The sequence below is a fragment of the Pseudomonas sp. G34 genome, from assembly GCF_031119625.1.
Taxonomy (GTDB): Bacteria; Pseudomonadota; Gammaproteobacteria; order Pseudomonadales; family Pseudomonadaceae; genus Aquipseudomonas.
The window spans coordinates 1-20018 of sequence record NZ_JAVHZV010000004.1 but is presented as its reverse complement, the minus strand read 5'-3'; the positions used below and the strand labels follow the sequence as shown (position 1 = coordinate 20018).

The following is a 20018-nucleotide window of genomic DNA, read 5'->3' as shown; positions in this document are numbered from 1 at the left end:
TGCACGGGTTTTTAGGGGGCGTCTCGCTCGATCCAATCGTAGCGGATGGCGACGGTTACTTCGAAGCTTTCGGCAATGACCGCGGCGCGGCGTTCGGCACTGGCGCGCCAGCCGTGGGGCGTCATCGCCAATAGGTCGGCACGTGCTTGCGGGTTGTCGAGCAGCAGCCGGAAGCTCAGGGTTTCACTGTGCGCCAGGTGCATGCCCGCCGGGATCAGTTCGAGGTGTTTCTGATCGTCGTAGTCGCGCACTTCGTCGTAGAGCTTCTGGCGCAGTTCCATCAGGTGTTCGCGGGTCGGGCCCATGCGCAGCAGGCCGCCGCCGGGCGCGAGCAGGCGCTTGGCTTCCTGCCAGTCGAGCGGGCTGAACACGCTGGCCAGCAGCTCGCAGCTGGCATCGGCCAGGGGCACCCGGGCCATGCTGGCGATCAACCAGTTCAGTTGGGGGGCGCGCTTGCAGGCACGTTTGACCGCTTCACGGGAGATATCCAGCGCATAGCCATCGGCCTCCGGCAGCGCCTCGGCGATCTGCGCGGTGTAATAGCCCTCGCCGCAGCCGATATCCAGCCACTGCTGCGGCGCGTAGCCAGCCGCCAACTGCGCCAGGCGCGCCGCCAGCGGGGCATAGTGCCCGCCATCGAGAAAACGCCGGCGCGCTTCGACCATGGCCGCGTTGTCGCCCGGGTCACGGCTGTTCTTGTGCTGCACCGGCAGTAAATTGAGGTAACCCTGGCGGGCACGGTCGAAGCGGTGGTTGGCCGGGCAGGCCACGCCGTTGTCGACAGCCTGCAGTGGCGCCTGGCAGATCGGGCAACTGAGCATCAGGCGAGCAGCTTGACCAGGGTCTGGTAGTAGATCTCGGTGAGTACATCGAGATCGCTGGCCAGCACCCGCTCGTTGACCTGGTGGATGGTCGCATTGACCGGGCCGAGCTCGACCACCTGGGTACCCAGGGTGGCGATAAAGCGCCCATCCGAGGTGCCGCCGCTGGTGCTTGGCGTGGTTTCGCGGCCGGTCACCGTGCGGATGCTGGCGCTGACCGCATCGAGCAGCGCGCCTGGCTCGGTGAGAAATGGCAGGCCCGACAGCGCCCAGTCGATGTGGTAGTCCAGGCCGTGCTTGTCGAAGATTGCGTTGACCCGCTGCTGCAGGCCTTCGACGGTCGACTCGGTGGAGAAGCGGAAGTTGAACACCGCCTTCAGCTCACCCGGAATCACATTGGTGGCGCCGGTGCCGGCGTTGAGATTGGACACCTGGAAGCTGGTCGGTGGGAAGAACGCGTTGCCATCGTCCCAGTGCTCGGCAGCCAGTTCGGCCAGCGCCGGTGCCGCCAGGTGAATCGGGTTCCTGGCCAGATGCGGGTACGCCACGTGGCCTTGAATGCCGCGCACGGTCAGGGTCGCGCCCAGGGAGCCGCGGCGGCCGTTCTTCACCACGTCGCCAACCAGGGTGGTGCTCGACGGCTCGCCGACGATGCACCAGTCCAGGCGCTCGTTGCGCGCGGCCAGGCGCTCGACCACGGCTTTGGTGCCATGGTGGGCCGGGCCTTCCTCGTCACTGGTGATCAGGAAGGTGATGCGCCCCTTGTGGTTCGGGTATTCGGCGACGAAGCGCTCGACGGCGATGATCATCGACGCCAGGCTGCCTTTCATGTCCGCCGCGCCGCGACCGCAGAGCATGCCCTGCTCGTCGATCAGCGCCTCGAACGGGCCGTGTTGCCAGGCCTGCAGCGGGCCGGTGGGCACCACGTCGGTGTGCCCGGCGAAGCACAGCACGGGGCCGTCCTGGCTACCGTGGCTGGCCCAGAAGTTGTCCACGTCCTCGATGCGCATCGGTTCGATGGCGAAACCCAGAGCCGCGAGGCGGCGCATCATCAGGTCCTGGCAGCCTTCGTCCAGTGGCGTGACCGAAGGCCGGCGGATCAGGTCGCAGGCGAGCTCGAGGGTAGGGGACAGGGCCGTCATGGAAACTCCGGTAAAGCAGTACAGGGCGGGAAGGGCGCATAGCTTAAAGCAAAACGCTCGGGGCTCGTAGGCGTATGCACGGTTGCCGCAGGGCCGCCGCCAGGCCACGGGGCTGTGGCGGATAAGAAAACGGCGGCCAATGGGCCGCCGTTCGCACGTCGCGTTAGAGGGTTGTCAGACCTTCTCTGCCTCGTTATCGGCGTCGTCCTGCACCACCGGAATTTCCAGCGGCTTGGGCTGCGAGGAGAGCAGCGCCATGATCAGCGCGGCCAGGTAAGGCAACGACTGCACCAGCAGCATGATCACCCAGAACTTCACGTCGTAGCTGGGCAGCCCCTGCACGATGGCGATGCCCAGGGCACCACCCCAGAGCAGCAGCATGATGAACACTTCTTCGCGGGCCTCGGCCAGGGCCACCATCAGGCCATGGCTGGAGCGCATCTTCGGGGTACGGAAGAACGGGATGGTCTTGGTGAACATGCCGTACAGCACTGCCTTGGCGATGGTGTGCGACAACGCCAGCCCGGCCACCGCGGCGCAGAAGGCATCCTTGAGGTTGACGCCCACCGCCCGCTGGTAGAGGAAGATGATCTTGCCGACCTTGAACAGGAACAACGTCAGGGGCGGAATCGCGAAGATCAGCAGCGGCGGGTCGACCCGTTGCGGCACGATGATCATCGCCGCCGACCAGAGCAGCGCACCGGCGGTGAAGAAGATGTTCAGACCATCAGCGACCCACGGCAACCAGCCAGCGATGAAGTGATAGCGCTGGCCGCGCTTGAGCTCGCTGTCCTTGCCGGCCAGCAGCTGACGGGCGTGGCCCTTCATGATCTGGATGGCGCCGTAGGCCCAGCGGAAGCGCTGCTTCTTGTAGTCGATGAAGGTGTCCGGCATCAGGCCCTTGCCGAAGCTGTTGTGGGCGTAGGCGGCGGAATAGCCTTTCTCGAATACCCGCAGGCCCAGCTCGGCATCCTCGCAGATGGTCCAGTCGGCCCACTTCAGCTCGTCCATCACGGTACGGCGAATCATGGTCATGGTGCCGTGCTGGATGATCGCGTTGCGGTCGTTGCGGGTCACCATGCCGATATGGAAGAAGCCCTTGTACTCGGCGTAGCAGAGCTTCTTGAAGGTGCTTTCTTCGCCGTCACGGTAGTCCTGTGGCGACTGCACCACGGCAATCGACGGGTCGGCGAAGTGCGGCACCATGTACTTGAGCCAGTTGCGATCGACGCAGTAGTCGGAGTCGATCACCGCCACCACTTCCGCGTCCGGCGCGGTGTGCGGCAGGATGTAGTTCAGCGCGCCACCCTTGAAGCCGTGCAACGGCGCGACGTGGAAGAAGCGGAAGCGTGGACCGAGCTGTTCGCAGTAGTCGCGCACCGGTTCCCACACCGCAGGATCCTTGGTGTTGTTGTCGATGATCAGGACTTCGAAATCCGGATAGTCGAGGTTGGCCAGGGCGTCGAGGGTCTGTTTGACCATCTCCGGCGGCTCGTTGTAGCACGGCACGTGGATCGACACCTTGGGCCGGTAATGGCTGTCGCCGACCACTGGCGTAAAGGGCCGGCGGCGCTGCGTCCAGACCGTTTCGGCCAGCTCGTGGGCCTCGGTGAGCAGGACGATGAACACGCCGATGGCGCCAATGCCGAGCAGCACGCCGACCAGGGTGCTGAACCAGGTGCTGTATTGCTGGCTGTAGTCGTAGCCGATCCACACCAGCGCCGAGCCGCCGGCAAACGCCACGAAGGTCAGGAAGGTGCGCCCGCGCTGGCGCAGCGCACTGCCGTCGATCAGCATCAGGGCCAGCGACAGCAGTGCCATGACCACCGAGGCGACTGCCAGCATGCGCCATTTCGGAATGGCGACTACCGGGCCTTCGAAGTTGAATTTCGGTTGGCGGTCGAGGTTGTACACGCCCCAGTAGGCACCTACCGAGCCTTCGTCACCGGCCTTCCAGGGCTGGTCGAAGGCTTCGATGACGAAGTAGTTGTAGCCCTGGGCGTTGAGCGTGGTGACCAGGGTACGCAGGTAGATGGCCTGGTCGGCCTGGGTCGCTTCGGCGCCACCACGTACCCGGCCGTTGCTCGGCCAGCCGACCTCGGAAAGCAGCAGGGGCTTTTTCGGGAACAGTTTCTTCAGGTCACGGGCGCGGTCCAGGGTGAACTGGGTCGAGTCCTTCATGGGAATGAATTCCCAGTAGGGCAGCACGTGGGCGGCGATCAGGTCGGCATGGTCGGCCAGCTCCGGGTATTCATCCCAGATGTGCCACTGCTCGGACGTGGTGACCGGCACCTTGACCGCCGAACGCACGCGGTCCATGTAGGCGGTCAGCTGCTTGACGGTGACTTCGCGGCGGAACAACGCTTCGTTGCCCACCACCACGCGCACCACGCTGCGCGAATTGTTGGCGATATCGATCGCCTTGGTGATCTCGCGTTCGTTGCGCTCCTCGTCCGGGCTGATCCACACGCCCAGGGTCACGCGCAGGCCGAATTCCTCGGCCAGCGCAGGGATCTTGTCGAGGTCGCCGTCTACCGAATAGGTGCGGATGCTGTCGGTCTGCTTGGACAGCAGCTCGAGGTCCTCGCGCATCTCCTGATCGCTCGGGTACACGCCGGTTTGCGGGCTCTGCCCCTGCCGGAACGGCGAGAACGAATAGCCGGAGATCTGTTCCGGCCAGTCCGGGGCGGTGACCGGGCGGTTGTAGAGCGCCCAGAGACCGGTGAACAGGGCGGCAATCGCCAGGAAAACAACTAGATTGAGGCCGAACTTGCGCGAAAGCATGCTGTGTAAGGTTCCGAAGGGTGGAACGGGGAGAAGACCGGCGAACGCCGGCTGGCGCGCATGCTACTCCGTCGATGAATGACTGTATAGCACAGCGCCGGGGAGCTGCCTGGCGATGTTTGCCCGCTGTGCATCGCCCCGCGACAGGTGCCGGCCCGATGGTGCTTGGGAAGCGCTGCCGGCCTTCTTATAATGCGCGCCCAGAGAGAGGAGCCCCCATGTCGTTCGATGAGCAGCGTTTCGCCGGTATTGCCCGGTTGTATGGCCGTCAGGGCGCCGAGCGCCTGGCTGCCGCCCACGTGGCCGTGGTCGGCATCGGTGGCGTCGGTTCCTGGGCAGCCGAGGCGCTGGTGCGCTCCGGCGTTGGCGAGATTTCCCTGTTCGACCTGGACGACGTCTGTGTCAGCAATACCAATCGCCAGGCCCATGCTTTGCAGGGGCAGGTGGGGCGTGCCAAGGTCGAGGTGATGGGCGAGCGCCTGCGGGCGATCAACCCGGCGTGCGTGGTGCATGAGGTGGCGGATTTCGTCACCCGCGACACCATGGCCCAGTACATCAGCGTCGAACTCGATGGGCTGGTCGACTGTATCGACAGCGTGGCCGCCAAGGCGGCGCTGATCGCTTGGTGCAAACGCCGCAAGATCGCCCTGGTGACCACCGGCGGCGCTGGCGGGCAGATCGACCCGGCCCAGGTGCAGGTAGCCGACCTCAACAAGACCTTCAACGATCCCCTGGCCGCCAAGGTGCGCTCCACCCTGCGCCGTGACTACGGCTTCTCGCGCACGCCGGGGCGCACCTACAGCGTGCCCTGCGTGTTTTCCAGCGAGCAGCTGCGTTATCCGGGGGCGGATGGTGGTGTTTGCCAGAGCAAGGCGTTCGTCGGCGAGGGGGTGAAGCTCGACTGCGCCGGCGGCTTCGGTGCGGTGATGATGGTCACCGCCACCTTTGGCATGGTCGCCGCGGCGCGTATCGTGGACAAAATCGTGGCTGGCGCCCGGCGCCCAAGCGAGCGGGCTGCGCCGCCCGCTTAATCCGCCTCGATCAGCCGGCGCATCTGCTGCACCACGGCGTTCATGCCGCTGGCGCGTGAGGGTGATAACTGCCGGGACAGGCCGAGCTGGGCGAACCAGTCACTGATGTCCAGGCTCGCCAGCTCGCTAGCATTCAAGCCATTGACCCGTGCCAGCAACACGGCCAGCAGGCCGCGAATCAGCCGTGCATCGCTGCTGGCGCGAAAGTGCCAATGGCCGTCGCGCTGTTCTCCGCTCAGCCATACCTGGCTCTCGCAGCCGTGCACGCGATCTGCCTCATGGCGCTCAGGCAGCGGCTCCAGGCGTTCGCCCCACTGCATCAGCAGGCGCGCGCGCTGTTCCCAGCCTGCGCAGGCGTTGAATGCCTCGAGTGCTTCGCGGGCGTTGTCGGGCAGGCTCATCGCAGCAGTTCCAGGGCATTGTCCAGCGCCGTGAAGAAACGTCGCAGGTCGCTTTCATCGTTGTAGAGGCCAAGCGACACGCGGATCGCGCCGTTCACGCCCAGGCGCTGCAGCAGCGGCATGGCGCAGTGATGACCGGCGCGCACGGCGATGCCCTGTTCGGTGAGCAGGTGGGCGAGGTCGCCGCTGTGGATGCCGTCCACGGTAAAGCAAGCCAGCGCGGTGTGCGGCTCGCCGAGCAGGCGCAGCCCTGCGTAGCGGTGCAGGCCGGTGAGCAACAGGCGATGCAGCGCCGCTTCGTGCTGGGCGACCGCCTCGGCGTCTAGGCGCCCGAGGTAGTCCAGGGTTGCGCCCAGGGCGATCACCCCGGAGACCGCCGGCGTGCCGGCCTCCAGGCCGAGCGGTGCCGGGCGCAAGGTCGAGGCGTGGTAATCCGCCTGCTGGACCATTTCCCCGCCGAACTGCCAGTGGCGCAGGCGCTGCAGGGCGTCGCGGCGCCCGTAGAGCAGGCCAACGCCATCCGGGCCGTAAAGCTTGTGGCTGGAGCAGACGTAGAAGTCGCAGCCCAGCGCCTGCACGTCTTGGCGGCCATGTACCACGGCCTGGGCGCCGTCCAGCACGCTCAGGGCGCCCTGTTCTCGCGCCTGGCGGATCAGCGGCTGCACATCCTGCCAGCGCCCCAGCACGTTGGACAGCTGGCTGAGGGCGAGCAGGCGAGTACGTGGGCCGATCAGCGCGGCGGCCTGCTGCGGGTCGATATCACCTTGTGGGGTCAGCGGCAGCACCACCAGTTTCAGGCTTTTGCGCGCCACCAAGTGCTGCCACGGCAGCAGGTTGGCGTGGTGCTCGGCGGCGCTGATGACGATCTCGTCGCCAGCCTCGAACACATGTTCCAGGCCATAGGCGAGCAGGTTGAGGGACTCGGTGGCGCCGCGGGTGAACACGATCTCGTCACGACTGGCTGCGTTCAGCCAGCGTGCTGCCGCGTCACGCGTCGCCTCGAAGGCGCGGGTGGCGCGCTCGCCCGGCAAATGCTGGGCACGGTGCACATTGGCTGCGCCGCCGGCGTAGTAGGCCAGCAGGGCATCGAGTAGCGCTTGCGGTTTCTGCGCCGTGGCCGCGCTGTCGAGGTAGGTCTGGCCGTCGGCGTCCAGGGCCCGCAGGCCGGGGAAATCGGCGCGCCAGGGGGAAATCAGGGTCATCCGGATCTCGTCACGCAGAATGTGAAAACGGGCTGTGCCCACGAAGACACTAGTCTATCGCGCGCACAGCCCGTTCGGGCGAAGCCGGGGCTCAGTTGTGAGCGTGCAGGGCTTCGTTCAGCTCGATAGCCGACTTGTTGGTCTTGCACTCAACCGCGCCGCTCTGCGAATTACGGCGGAACAGCAGGTCCGGCTGGCCAGCCAGGTCGCGACCCTTGACCACCTTGACCTGGTTGTTCTGGTCGTCGAGCAGGGCGATCTTGGTGCCCGCGGTAACGTACAGGCCAGCTTCGACGATGTTGCGGTCGCCCAGCGGAATGCCGATACCGGCGTTGGCACCGATCAGGCAGCCTTCACCCACGGAGATGACGATGTTGCCGCCACCGGACAGGGTGCCCATGGTCGAGCAGCCGCCGCCCAGGTCCGAACCCTTGCCGACGAACACGCCCGCGGAAACGCGGCCTTCGATCATGCCTGGGCCGGCGGTACCGGCGTTGAAGTTGACGAAGCCTTCGTGCATCACGGTGGTGCCTTCGCCGATGTAGGCGCCCAGGCGCACCCGTGCGCTATCGGCGATACGCACGCCGGTCGGCACCACGTAGTCGGTCATTTTCGGGAACTTGTCCACCGCGAAGACTTCCAGCAGATCGCCTTTCAGGCGTGCTTCCAGCTGACGCTCGGGCAGCTCGGCCAGGTCGACCGCACCCTGGCTGGTCCAGGCGACGTTGGGCAGCAGCGGGAAAATGCCGGTCAGGTTCAGGCCATGGGGCTTGGCCAGGCGGTGCGACAGCAGGTGCAGCTTGAGGTAGGCCTCGGGGGTGCTGGTCAGCGCGGCATCTTCGGCGAGCAGGGTGGCGACCAGCGGCTTGGCGCTTTCGGCCAGGCGAGTGAGCAGGGCAGCTTGTACCGAGTCGATGTGCTTCAGGGCGCTGGCCAGTTCACCGGCTTGCTGATTGGTGATGGCGATGGCCTGGTTGCCGCCGCTGTAGCCGAGTTTCTCGGTGACCTTGGCGACCAGCTCGGCGCTCGGGTTGAGCAGCGGCTGTGCGTAGAACACTTCCAGCCAGGAGCTTTGACGGTTTTGGGTGCCGACCCCGAAGGCCAGGCTGAACAGCGTATTGGACATGAGCTTTTCCTTGCAGCGAATTCGATTGAGGGCGATATCAGGCCACTTCGGTGGCGTAACGCTCGGGTTTGAAACCGACCAGCGTGCGGCTGCCGAGATCCAGCACCGGACGCTTGATCATCGACGGCTGGGCCAGCATCAGTTCGATGGCTTTGGCCTGGTCGAGATCGCTTTTCTGGGCGTCGTCGAGCTTGCGGAACGTGGTGCCGGCACGATTGAGGATGGTTTCCCAGCCGTGTTCGTCACACCATTTTTGCAGGTTGCCGCGGTCGATGCCGGCGGTCTTGTAGTCGTGAAACTGGTAAGCGATACCTTGCTCGTCGAGCCAGGTACGGGCCTTCTTCATGGTGTCGCAGGCCTTGATCCCGTAAAGCACGTAACTCATTGGTCTACCTCTGGAAGATTCCACTCGTCGAATCTTCCTGCATGCTTGTGAATGCCGAAGCCTGTGATTATGCCACGACGATTCGGCTTGCGGCGCATCCGCCTGCACTGTGCGTAGGGTCTGGCGTTAGAATGGCTGCGCCCTCGCCAGGCGTGCGGCCGTTCTTGTAAGGATCTTCCCCCCATGCAGCTTCTCTACACCATCCTGACCATGTTGCTGGTGGTCAGTGGCACGCGCATCGGCGCGCAGTTCATCCCCTTGCCATTGCCCCTCCTGCAGATTCTGATCGGCGCGCTGCTGGCGATTCCGGTGCTGGGCCTGCACGTGCGGCTCGACCCTGAACTGTTCCTGCTGCTGTTCATCCCGCCGCTGCTGTTCGTCGATGGGTGGCGCATGCCCAAGGGGCAATTTCGCAAGCTGCGCACGCCGATCCTGTTTCTGGCGTTCGTCCTGGTGTTCGTCACGATTCTGGGTGCCGGATATTTCATTCACTGGTTATTGCCCGGGGTGCCCCTGGCTGCCTGCTTCGCCCTGGCTGCCGTGCTGTCGCCGACCGACGCGGTGGCGGTGGCGGCGATCACCCACGGGCGCCTGCCCAATACCCTGAACAGCCTGCTGCAGGGCGAGGCATTGATGAACGATGCCTCGGGCCTGGTAGCGTTCAAGTTCGCCGTGGCGGCGACCCTGACCGGCATGTTTTCCTTCGCCGATGCCAGCCTGCAGTTCGTGCTGGTGGCCGTTGGTGGCCTGGCCATCGGCGTGGCGCTGAGCTATCTGCTCGGGCGCATGCGCGCCTGGATGATCGGTCGTGGTTGGGAGGAGCCGGCGCCCCATGTATTGCTGATGTTGTTGCTGCCGTTCGCCGCCTATGTGGCGGCCGAGCACCTGGGCTTGTCCGGCATTCTCTCGGCGGTGGCCGCCGGCATGATGCAGAGCCGCCTCGACCTGCTGCCGCGGCAGACCACCACACGGCTGCTCAACCGGGGCGTGTGGGCGATGCTCGAATTCACCTTCAATGGCCTGATCTTCCTGCTGCTGGGTTTGCAGCTGCCGGACATCATCAAGGCGGTGATGGGCGAGAGCCTCGATAGCTGGCAGCTGTTGCTGCCGGCGCTGGGCTACGTGCTGGCGATCTACGCCGTGTTGATGCTGCTGCGCTTCGTCTGGGTGTATTGCTACTGGCGTACCTCGGGGATGGTGCGGCGCTGGCGCGGCAAGTCGACGCGCTTCGCCGGGCAGTCGCGCATCGCCCTGACCGCGGTGCTGACGATCGGTGGCGTGCGTGGTGCGGTGACCCTGGCCGGCGTGATGTCGCTGCCGTTGCTGCTCAATAACGGCCAGGCGTTTCCCGAGCGCGATCTGCTGATCCTTATCGCCGCCGGGGTGATCCTGGTGTCGCTGCTGGTCGCCAGCGTGCTGCTGCCCAGGCTGCTGCCCTTGCTGCCGCAGGACAACGTGGCGCTGCAGGAGGCCGAGCTCAATCGCCATCGGGCGCAGGTGCTGGAGGCGGCTATCCGCTGCCTGGAGAACGATGAGGAAAAGGCCACCGATACCGATAGCGCGATTGCCACGGCCGAGATCCGCGCCAAGCTGATGAGCGAATACCGCGACCTGCTCGAGCGTACCCGCACGCGCCGTGCCGAAGAGTCGCGCGACTATCAGCGCCAGGCCGACCAGCTGGAATACCGCATGCGCCTCCAGGCACTGCGTACGCAGCGCCTGGAGCTGTATCGGATGCGCAAGGACAACCAGCTGGACGACGACATGCTGGCCGACATCCTCCGTGATCTGGATAACGCCGAGGCGCGGCTGCTCAAGGGCTAGTGAAAGTGCTTAGAGGCTGTTCATGAGCTTGTTCGTCGATTTTGGCAACTAAGTGGCGGAAGCGGCCTTTCGTAGGGTGGACGACGCTTCACCTACGCGGCCCGATCCGTCCACCGCTCTGCGAGCGCAATGGTGGACAAAAAGAGCGTTGTCCACCCTACGCTGGGAACGTCCGCTCTTGCCTTGTAGCTGCCGCGTCATGCCCATAAAGATCGTGAACAGGATCTTAGAGCGCGTAGTGCTTGAGCTCTCGGGCGATCAGCAGGCGCTGGATCTCGCTGGCGCCTTCGTAGATCTGGGTGATGCGCGCATCGCGGTAATAGCGCTGCACCGGGAAGTCCTCCAGATAGCCGTAGCCGCCGTGTATCTGCAGGGCCTTGGAGCACACCCGCTCGGCCATTTCCGAGGCGAACAGCTTGGCTTGCGAGGCCTCGGACAAACACGGCTCGCCGGCGCTGCGCAGCCGTGCGGCGTGCAGGGTCAGCAGGCGGGCGGCGTTGATCTGGGTATGCATGTCGGCCAGCAGGTTGGCGATGCTCTGGTGCTCGCCAATGGGCTTGTCGAATTGCACGCGCTCACGGGAGTAGAGCAGGGCGGCCTCGAAGGCCGCACGGGCGATACCAACCGCCTGGGCGGCGATGCCGATACGCCCGCCCTCGAGGTTGGACAGGGCGATGCTCAGGCCCTTGCCGCGTTCGCCAAGCAGGTTGGCGGCGGGAACGCTGCAGTCGTCCAGGGTGATGGCGCAGGTGTCCGACGCGCGGATACCCATCTTGTGCTCACTGCGCTCGATGCGAAAACCGGGGGTATTGGTGGGCACCAGGAAGGCGGAAATACCCTTTTTGCCAAGCGCGGCATCGGTCACCGCGAAGACGATGGCCAGGCCGGCACGGCGGCCGTTGCTGACGAATTGCTTGGCGCCATTGAGCACCCAGCGGCCATCACGCAGTTCGGCACGGGTGCGCAGGTTGTGGGCCTCGGAGCCGGCCTGGGGCTCGGTCAGGCAAAAGCAGCCGATCACTGCGCCGCTGGCCAGGCGCGCCAGCCATTCGCCTTTCTGCTCATTGCTGCCGTAGTTGAGCAGCGGCCCGCAGCCCACCGAGTTATGTACGCTCATCAGGGTGCCGGTGGCGGCATCGGCGGCGGAGACTTCTTCCACGGCCAGGGCATAGGCCACGTAATCGAGGTAGCTGCCGCCCCAGGTATCCGGCACGATCATGCCCAAGAGACCCATCTCGCCCATCTGGGCGACCGCCGCATCGTCTATCCAGCCAGCCTTTTCCCACTCCTGGGCGTGGGGCGCGATGGCGCGCCGGGCGAACTGCCGGGTGCACTCGCGGATCATGCGTTGTTCTTCGTTCAGCTCGATGTCGTGCATAGCGACCTCTCTGTTGTCGTTGGCTCGCGCCGGATCACGGCAGGCGAGCAGTCAGGCACACCCTGGATCACAGGGAGTGCCTGCTACAGAGTCGCCCAGGAACGGGCGAATCGCAAACATCAAGAATGCGTGGTAGCGGTCGCTACCACGCGGCAGGGTCAGTGTGGCTGGCGCAGCTGCTCGAGCAGCTTGGCATCCGGGTAGCCGTCCGCCGGCCAGCCCAGGTGCAGCTGGAAGGCGCGGATGGCCTTGCGGGTATTGGCGCCGATGATGCCGTCGGCGTGGCCGGAGTCGAAGCCGCGGGCATTCAGGCGTTCCTGCAACTCGACGCGTTCGCTGCGGCCCAGCTGGCGATCACCTTCGGGCCAGCTGGCCTGTACGGTGTTGCCGCCGCGCAGGCTGTCGGACAGCAGGCCGATGGCCAGGGCATAGGAGGTCGAATTGTTGTAGCGCAGGATACTGCGGAAGTTGCTGAACAGCAGGAACGCCGGCCCACGATGCCCGGCAGGCAGCAGCAGGGTCGCGCTGGCGTCGTCACCTGGGGTGCTCAGCGGCTGGCCCACGGGGTGGATGCCCAGGGCGCGCCACTGCGCCACGCTGCGGCGTACTTCCGGGTCGGCCAGGGCGTAATCGAAACCTTGCGGCAGTTGCACTTCGTAACCCCAGGGTTGGCGCAATTGCCAGTTGGAGCCCTGCAGGTAATGGGCAGCCGAGGCCAGGGCGTCGGCGGTGGAGGTCCACACGTCGCGCTTGCCGTCGCCGTCGAAGTCCACGGCGTGCTCGTTGTAGGTGGTGGGCATGAACTGAGTCTGGCCCATGGCGCCGGCCCAGGAGCCGACCAGGCTCTCCGGCGCGATATCGCCATGCTGGAGAATCTGCAGCACGGCCAGCAACTGGCTGCGCCAGAAGGCCTGGCGACGGCCTTCATAGGCCAGGGTGGCCAGGGAGCGCACCACGTTGTGGTTGCCGATATTGCTGCCGAAGTTGCTCTCCAGGCCCCAGATGGCGACCAGGGTTTCGGCGTCGACACCGTAGCGCTGTTCGATCTGGTTGAGCATGGCGCGGTTCTGGGTCAGCAGGATACGCCCGCGGGCGACCCGGCTCGGCGACACCGCACCCTTGAGGTATTCCCATACCGGGCGGCTGAACTCGGGTTGGCTGCTGTCGGCCTTGACCACGTCGGGGTTCGGCACCACGCCGGCGAAGGCACGGTCGAACAGGGTCGGGCTGATGCCGGCAGCGATGGCGTCGCTGCGCAACAGGTCGCGCCATTGTTCGAAGCTCAGCTGCTCTTCGGCGGGCTGGCCAAGGGCAGTAGGGGCGGAGGTGGTGCTCGGTAGCCCGCTGGTGGATGCCAGAGGCTGGGCAGGGGCATCGGCGCAAGCCGTGAGCAAAAGCAGAAAGCTGGCCGCAGCGGTGGCAGGCAGGCCGCGAATGAACAGGTTGGGCATGGTCATCTCAACACGTTTTGCAGGTGACCACCTTAGCACGGATGAGCAGAAATGCGGGCTGGGCGAGGTTTTCAAGCCGCCTTAAATGAACAAGCCTCCCAGTTTTGCTGGGAGGCTTGGCGGTTGTAGCTGCCCTTTCCTTTGCCGGGGCGTTCCTGGCGTGAGCGGAACAGCGGCTGGGCGATGATGGATTTGGCCTTGTTGGGGCGCTTCTTCTTGCTCATGGCAGATCCTCGATCAGTGCTCGCAAGGAGAGCGAGCAGCGCAAATCATGCGCCGCTGGGCAGGCAATGTCCATATTCGAAGTAGGCGTTAACAGGCTGTGGAAAAACTAGCTGCGTTGCCATCGCAGCGTTAAAAACAGCCTCAAATGCTCATGTACTACTCGTACACTCCGCTTTTTGTCTGTTTTTGCCTTGCGCTGCCTGCCTCGCCTACGTTTTTCAACGGCCCGTCAAGCGCCGAGTTTCAGGCGTTGCCCGGCCATCATCAGAACCAGGCGTGACAGGCTGGCCCAGGGATCGCCCGGTGCCTGACCCTTGACCTGGGCATCGATCTGCTGGGCATCCATCAGCAAAGCGTTCCAGCGCGCCGGGGTATGGCGCTGCAGGGCCTTGCTGACCAGCGGGCGGCGCTTGTCCCAGACTGGCGGGCGCGCCGAGGCGAAGGCCTTGTCCAGGGGGACGCCCTGGCCATGCTGGTAGGCGATATTGGCCAGCTGGCGCAGCTCGCGGGCCAGCATCACCACGATGAACAGCGACTCCTGGCCCTCGCCACGCAGCCCGTCGAGCATGCGCAGGGCATGGGCGGCCTCGCCATTGAGGATGGCGTCGATCAGGCCGAACACGTCGTAACGGGCGCTGTCGGCGACGGCGGCCTGCACGGTGCCGGCATCGATCTGCTGGCCGTCGGCGAGCAGCTTGAGCTTTTCGATTTCCTGGGCGGCCGCCAGCAGGTTGCCTTCGACGCGCGCGGCGATCAGGTCGATGGCCTCGGCGCTGGCGTTCATGCCGGCTTGCGCCAGGCGCTGACGGATCCACTGCGGCAGCCCGTTGGCATCCACCGGCCAGATCTGCACGAACTGGCAGTGGGGACCGTCGATCAACGCCTTGGCCCACTTGGTCTTCTGCGCACTGCCGTCGAGCTTGGGCAGGCTGATCAGCAGCAGGGTGTCTTCCGGCGGGCGGCCGAGGTATTCGAGAATCGCCGCGGCGCCCTTGTCGCCCGGCTTGCCGTTGGGAATACGCAGCTCGATGACGCGCTTCTCGGCGAACAGCGACAGGCTGGCGCCGGCCTCGTAGAGCATGCCCCAGTCGAAATTGGCTTCGGCGTGAAACACTTCGCGCTCGGTGAAACCCTGGGCGCGGCTGGCGCTGCGGATGGCGTCGGTGGCTTCCTGGCACAGCAGCGCTTCGTCGCCGCACACCACGTAAACCGGGGCGAGCGCGCCTTGCAGGTGTTTGCCGAGTTGGGCGGGAGCGAGTTTCATGAATTATCTAAACCCGATGGGCTGAAGAAAAGGCCCTGCCAGCTTTGCGCCTGATGTGCGATCAGATGGCGGTGAGGCGGTAGCGGCCGTCGGTGCAATAACCTGTGGGAGCGGGCCATGCCCGCGATTTCGCGCGCATGGCGCGCTCCCACAGATAGGGCCTAATGGTCGCTTATGCTCCCATGCTGCCATCGCATCAAACCGACGTACGCAACCGTGAGCGGGTTACTGCGCCGGTAGTTCGATGGGCGATTGCTGCGGCTGCGCCGCTTCGCGCTGGCGCGCCGCTTCCAGGGCATCGGCTTCGGCCTTGGCCTTGGCTTCGGCGGTCTGCTGCAGTTCGTCCAGTTGCGCCGGGGTGATCTGTTGCAGGCGCTGGGCCAGTTGCTGCACCAGGTCGCGGCGCATTTCGGTGCGCAGCTGGGCGGCCTGCTGGTCGTTGCCGATCAGGTTGTTGGAGTCCTGCACGTAGTAGCTCTGCACTTCGAGCTTGTTGCTCAGCAGCAGCAGGTTCTTGGCCCCGCGGATCTCGTAATCCAGGCTCATGGTGCGCTCGTATTCGACGCTGCGTGCCGAGCTGGTGTAACTGGCCGAACGCTGGCTTTCCTGCTCGCCGGCCAGGTACAGCTTGTAGGCGGCGCCCGGGAACACGCGAACGCCGTTGTTCTCCAGCACGTCCTTGACGTCACGCACGGTGTCGCCGTAGGTGTCGCGTGCGCTGACGTCGAGCTCCTTGAGGGCGAACTGCACGTCGCCGGTGCCACGCAGCTGGAAGCCGCACGCGCCGAGCAGGCCAGCCAGGCCGATTACCAACAGATTGCGCTTGATCATCTCGTATCCCCTTGTCCTGCCGGCTCCGCTGGCCGGCATGGCCGAAAACTCTAGACCGGATGCTGGCCGCGGTGGGCGGCCAGCCGTTCCCTGTCGCCTCAACTGGCGACGATATTGACCAGCTTGCCAGGCACCACGATGACCTTGCGGATCGTCAGCCCTTCGGTGAAGCGTTGTACGTTTTCGTTGCTGCGCGCCGCCGCTTCCACCGCCTCGCGGCTGGCATCGGCCGGCACGTCGATCTGCCCGCGCAGCTTGCCGTTGACCTGGATCACCAGTTGCAGGCTGTCCTGCACCAGGGCCGCTTCGTCGACCACCGGCCAGCTGGCGTCGATGATCGCTTCCTCGTGGCCCAGCTCCTGCCACAGTTCGTGGCAGATGTGCGGGGTGATCGGGGCGAGCAGCAGGGCGACGGTTTCCAGGCCTTCCTGAAGCAGGGCGCGCTGTTGGTCGTTGTCCTGCGGGGCTTTTTCCAGCACGTTCATCAGCGTCATCACCTGGGCGATGGCGGTGTTGAATTTGTGGTGCTGGCCGACATCCTGGGAGGCCTGCTTGATCGCCAGGTGGATGGCGCGGCGTACGTCCTTGCCGGCGTCGTCCAGCTTGGCGATATCCAGTACGCCCGGCAGGCCCCGGCTGATATGACCTTGGGCCAGGCGCCAGACGCGGCGCAGAAAGCGGTTGGCGCCTTCGACGCCGGCATCCGACCATTCGCAGCTCATGTCGGGCGGCGAGGCGAACATCATGAACAGGCGGCAGGTGTCGGCGCCGTAGGCATCGATCATCGCCTGCGGGTCGACGCCGTTGTTCTTCGACTTGGCCATCTTCTCGGTGCCGCCGATTTCCACCGGCAGGCCATCGCTGGTCAGCTTGGCGGCGATCACCTTGCCCTTGGCGTCACGCTCGACGGTGACGTCGGCCGGGTTGAACCAGTCCTTGCCGCCGTTATCGAGGGTGCGGTAGTAGGTTTCGGCGACGACCATGCCCTGGGTCAGCAGGTTCTTGAACGGCTCGTTGGACGTGACCAGGCCTTCGTCGCGCATCAGCTTGTGGAAGAAGCGCGCATACAGCAGGTGCAGGATGGCGTGCTCGATACCGCCGATGTACTGATCCACCGGCAGCCAGTGGTTGGCAGCGGCCGGGTCGACCATGCCGCCGGTGTAGTGCGGCGAGGCATAGCGGGCGAAATACCAGGACGATTCCACGAAGGTGTCCATGGTGTCGGTTTCGCGCTTGGCCGCTGCGCCGCATTTCGGGCAGCTGCATGCGTAGAACTCGGGCATGCGCGCCAGGGGCGAGCCGGCGCCGTCCGGGACCACGTCTTCGGGCAGCACGACCGGCAGTTGGTCTTCCGGCACCGGCACGTCGCCACAGCTGTCGCAGTGGATGATCGGGATCGGGCAGCCCCAGTAACGCTGACGGCTGATGCCCCAGTCACGCAGGCGGAACTGGGTGCGCGATTTGCCGAGCTGCTTGCGCAGCAGCGCCGCTTCGATGGCGTCGAAGGCGCCTTCGAAGTCCAGGCCGTCGTATTCACCGGAGTTGATCAGCTGACCATGTTCGCCATAGGCGTCCTGCCACTCGCTGCCCACGTCATCGCCAGCGCTGGTACGCACCACGGCCTTGATCGGCAGGTGGTACTTGCGGGCGAAGGCGAAGTCGCGCTCATCGTGGGCAGGCACCGCCATCACTGCGCCGTCGCCGTAGTGCATCAGCACGTAGTTGGCGACCCACACCGGCAGCTTCTCGCCGGTCAGCGGATGCTCGACGAACAACGAGGTCGGCAGGCCTTTCTTTTCCTGGGTGGCCACGTCGGCTTCGGCGACGCTACCGGCCTTGCATTCGGCGATGAACGCCTGCAGTTCGGCATCGTGCTGTGCGGCCAGGGTGGCCAGCGGGTGCTCGGCGGCCACGGCCACGTAGGTCGCGCCCATCAGGGTGTCGGGGCGGGTGGTGAACACCTTCAGCGCGCCGGCTTCGCCGATGGAGTCGACGTCGTAGGGGAACTGCACTTCCATGCCACGGGATTTGCCAATCCAGTTGCGCTGCATGGTCTTGACCTGTTCCGGCCAGCCATCGAGTTCGTCCAGGCTACTCAGCAGCTCATCCGCATAAGCGGTGATCTTGAAGTAGTACATGGGGATTTCGCGCTTCTCGATCACCGCGCCGGAACGCCAGCCGCGGCCGTCGATGACCTGCTCGTTGGCCAGTACGGTCTGGTCGACCGGGTCCCAGTTGACGGTGCCGTTCTTGCGGTAGATCACGCCTTTTTCGAACAGGCGAGTGAACAGCCATTGTTCCCAGCGGTAGTAATCCGGCTTGCAGGTGGTGACTTCGCGCGTCCAGTCCACCGCCAGGCCCAGGCTTTTCAGCTGGCTCTTCATGTAGGCGATGTTTTCGTAGGTCCACTTGGCCGGCGCGACGTTGTTCTTCATCGCGGCGTTTTCCGCCGGCATGCCGAAAGCATCCCAACCCATGGGCTGCAGCACGTTCTTGCCGAGCATGCGCTGGTAACGAGCGATCACATCACCGATGGTGTAGTTGCGCACGTGCCCCATGTGTAGCTTGCCGCTCGGGTAGGGGAACATCGACAGGCAGTAGAAGGTGTCCTTGCCGGGCTGCTCGCTGACGACAAAGGAATTCTGCGCGTCCCAGTGGGATTGCGCGGCGGCTTCGATTTCACGTGGCTGATACTGTTCGTGCATGGCTACTTGCGCTAGGAGAAGGGGCTTTCGGGAAACGCCGTAGCATACATGACCCCCCTCGGCAGAGGGAAACGCTGATTACGCGGCCTGCCTCGGCCAGCGCCATTTGTCGTCGCGGCAGGTCTGCCGCGGGGTGGCGGCTAAGCTGCAGTGAAAGGCGCCCTGGCTGGAGGTGTGCGATGCAAGCTGATGGAACTCCCGGTAACCCGAGTGACCCCTACGGGCGGTTGCTGCAACGCCTGACGACAGCCCTGGGCGAGGCCGACAACCTGGCCCAGCTGTCCGACAAGCCCACTGTGGAGATGGATGTGCGCGACCTGTCACCGGACGAGCTGGCGCTGATCAGCGCTTACCTCGCCAGCGACCGCGCCTGGCTGGGCGGCTGGCATGGCACGGCCGCGGATTGGTATCAGGCGCCTGGGCTGGCACCGCCGTTCCAGCGTCAGCCCGCCTTCGTCGGCCCAGGGCAAGGTCGCTCTGCCGTGGGCGCGCGGAAAAAAGACTGATCCTGCCCTGCGGCTTGCGCGCAAACCTCGAGAGCCCCTAGGCTTCGACCCTTTGCGGAGGTGCTCGATGCCGTTGCGTTACCTGCTCAAGCAGTTCTTCATGCCGCCCGGCATCCTGTTGTTGCTCATCGCCCTGGGCTGGTTCCTGCGCCGCCGTTTCCCGCGGCTGGCCCTGTGCTGCTTCAGCCTCGGGCTCGGTGGCCTGTGGCTGATGAGCCTGCCGGTGACCGTGGAGTGGATGGCCAGGGCGATAGAGCGCGAGCCAGCCATCGCCCAGCAGCAGTGGAGCACGCTGGCCCAGCAGGCCGACGTCATCGTCGTGCTCGGCGGTGGCCGCGACTCGGACGACCCTGCCTGGGGCGGCGAGCAGCCCAGTGCTCTGGCGCTGGAGCGGACCCGCTATGCGGCGCGGCTGGCCAAGGCCACCGGCCTGCCGGTGCTGACCACTGGCGGGCTGCATTTCGGCCGGCCACCCAGCGAGGCGGCGCTGATGGCCGAGGTGCTGCGCGAGGATCTGGGCGTTGACGTGCGCTGGCAGGAAGAACGCAGCCGCACCACCTGGGAAAATGCCACCGAGACCGCTGCACTGCTAAAGCCCGAAGGCATTCGCCGGGTGTTGCTGGTGACCCAGGCCTGGCACATGCCCCGTTCGCGCTGGTGCTTCGAACAGGCCGGCTTCGAGGTGGTGACCGCGCCGGTAGGCTTTCTCGGCGTGCCCAATGGTCGGCCCATGGGCGGCTGGCTGCCGGAAGGCAAGGCCTTCTGGCAAAGCACCTTGCTGCTCAATGAAGTGATCGGCGCCTTGGCTTATCCGCTGGTGTACGGACGTTAGCCTTGAGTGGTGGGCTGAAGCCTAAGCCGGTATCTCGATTGCAGCGATGCCTTACCCGCCGCCTGATCAAGGCCACAACCTGTGGGAGGCTCTGTGGTGCATGAATAACT

The 20018-nt window shown here is 65.3% G+C and carries 17 protein-coding genes; 4 read left to right on the top strand and 13 right to left on the bottom strand.

The window, feature by feature from the left end; translation table 11 throughout:
* Positions 1-11 precede the first annotated feature (11 nt).
* The 3 genes from QYS36_RS02630 to QYS36_RS02620 all read right to left on the bottom strand — a co-directional run bounded on the left by QYS36_RS02630 (position 12) and on the right by QYS36_RS02620 (position 4747).
* Positions 12-821: a putative RNA methyltransferase gene (locus QYS36_RS02630; protein WP_308838023.1), complete on the bottom strand. Its 810-nt coding sequence runs from the start codon at positions 819-821 to the stop codon at positions 12-14.
* On the bottom strand, positions 821-1963 hold the full coding sequence (gene dapE, locus QYS36_RS02625; RefSeq protein WP_308838022.1) for a succinyl-diaminopimelate desuccinylase: 1143 nt from the start codon (positions 1961-1963) through the stop codon (positions 821-823). The genes QYS36_RS02630 and dapE overlap by 1 nt, the downstream gene beginning before the upstream one ends.
* Positions 1964-2137: 174 nt before the next feature.
* Positions 2138-4747, bottom strand: a complete 2610-nt coding sequence (locus tag QYS36_RS02620) for a glycosyltransferase (RefSeq protein ID WP_308838021.1) — start codon at positions 4745-4747, stop codon at positions 2138-2140.
* A gap of 218 nt (positions 4748-4965) precedes the next feature.
* Between QYS36_RS02620 and tcdA the strand changes: the two genes are divergently transcribed.
* Entirely contained in the window at positions 4966-5778 is an 813-nt protein-coding gene (tcdA, locus tag QYS36_RS02615; protein ID WP_308838020.1) for a tRNA cyclic N6-threonylcarbamoyladenosine(37) synthase TcdA, read from the top strand.
* Here the strand turns inward: tcdA and QYS36_RS02610 are convergent.
* From QYS36_RS02610 to QYS36_RS02595, 4 genes are all read right to left on the bottom strand, one after another.
* Positions 5775-6179 (bottom strand): SufE family protein, encoded by a 405-nt coding sequence (locus QYS36_RS02610; protein ID WP_308838019.1) that lies wholly within the window; start codon positions 6177-6179, stop codon positions 5775-5777. The genes tcdA and QYS36_RS02610 overlap by 4 nt on opposite strands.
* Positions 6176-7381 carry a cysteine desulfurase gene (locus QYS36_RS02605; protein WP_308838018.1) on the bottom strand — a complete coding sequence of 402 codons (1206 nt, stop codon included), beginning with the start codon at positions 7379-7381 and terminating at the stop codon, positions 6176-6178. Before QYS36_RS02605 ends, QYS36_RS02610 begins: the two co-directional genes overlap by 4 nt.
* Before the next feature lie 91 nt (positions 7382-7472).
* Positions 7473-8507, bottom strand: a complete 1035-nt coding sequence (dapD, locus tag QYS36_RS02600) for a 2,3,4,5-tetrahydropyridine-2,6-dicarboxylate N-succinyltransferase (RefSeq protein WP_308838017.1) — start codon at positions 8505-8507, stop codon at positions 7473-7475.
* 37 nt (positions 8508-8544) lie between these two features.
* Complete coding sequence (locus QYS36_RS02595) at positions 8545-8892, bottom strand: ArsC family reductase (protein WP_308838016.1); 348 nt, start codon at positions 8890-8892, stop codon at positions 8545-8547.
* Between the two features lie 183 nt (positions 8893-9075).
* Between QYS36_RS02595 and QYS36_RS02590 the strand changes: the two genes are divergently transcribed.
* Positions 9076-10716 carry a Na+/H+ antiporter gene (locus tag QYS36_RS02590; RefSeq protein ID WP_308838015.1) on the top strand — a complete coding sequence of 547 codons (1641 nt, stop codon included), beginning with the start codon at positions 9076-9078 and terminating at the stop codon, positions 10714-10716.
* Between the two features lie 226 nt (positions 10717-10942).
* Here QYS36_RS02590 and QYS36_RS02585 read toward each other — a convergent pair whose 3' ends face one another.
* The 6 genes from QYS36_RS02585 to leuS form a co-directional block, all read right to left on the bottom strand.
* Positions 10943-12094 carry an acyl-CoA dehydrogenase family protein gene (locus QYS36_RS02585; RefSeq protein ID WP_308838014.1) on the bottom strand — a complete coding sequence of 384 codons (1152 nt, stop codon included), beginning with the start codon at positions 12092-12094 and terminating at the stop codon, positions 10943-10945.
* 158 nt (positions 12095-12252) lie between these two features.
* A complete protein-coding gene (locus tag QYS36_RS02580) occupies positions 12253-13545 on the bottom strand; it encodes a lytic murein transglycosylase (RefSeq protein ID WP_308838013.1) in 1293 nt (430 codons plus the stop codon).
* 71 nt (positions 13546-13616) lie between these two features.
* Positions 13617-13769, bottom strand: a complete 153-nt coding sequence (arfA, locus tag QYS36_RS02575) for an alternative ribosome rescue factor ArfA (protein WP_013792548.1) — start codon at positions 13767-13769, stop codon at positions 13617-13619.
* A 230-nt stretch (positions 13770-13999) separates the two neighbouring features.
* Positions 14000-15034: a DNA polymerase III subunit delta gene (gene holA / locus QYS36_RS02570; protein WP_308838012.1), complete on the bottom strand. Its 1035-nt coding sequence runs from the start codon at positions 15032-15034 to the stop codon at positions 14000-14002.
* Positions 15035-15259: 225 nt separating this feature from the next.
* On the bottom strand, positions 15260-15865 hold the full coding sequence (gene lptE, locus QYS36_RS02565) for an LPS assembly lipoprotein LptE (protein WP_308838011.1): 606 nt from the start codon (positions 15863-15865) through the stop codon (positions 15260-15262).
* A 98-nt stretch (positions 15866-15963) separates the two neighbouring features.
* Positions 15964-18570, bottom strand: coding sequence for a leucine--tRNA ligase (gene leuS, locus QYS36_RS02560; protein ID WP_308838010.1), 2607 nt, complete (start codon positions 18568-18570; stop codon positions 15964-15966).
* A 179-nt stretch (positions 18571-18749) separates the two neighbouring features.
* Between leuS and QYS36_RS02555 the strand changes: the two genes are divergently transcribed.
* Both QYS36_RS02555 and QYS36_RS02550 read left to right on the top strand, forming a co-directional pair.
* The gene (locus QYS36_RS02555; protein WP_308838009.1) at positions 18750-19076 is read left to right on the top strand and encodes a hypothetical protein; all 327 of its coding nucleotides are present in this window, start codon (positions 18750-18752) and stop codon (positions 19074-19076) included.
* Between the two features lie 67 nt (positions 19077-19143).
* The gene (locus QYS36_RS02550) at positions 19144-19908 is read left to right on the top strand and encodes a YdcF family protein (RefSeq protein ID WP_308838008.1); all 765 of its coding nucleotides are present in this window, start codon (positions 19144-19146) and stop codon (positions 19906-19908) included.
* Positions 19909-20018: the final 110 nt, after the last annotated feature.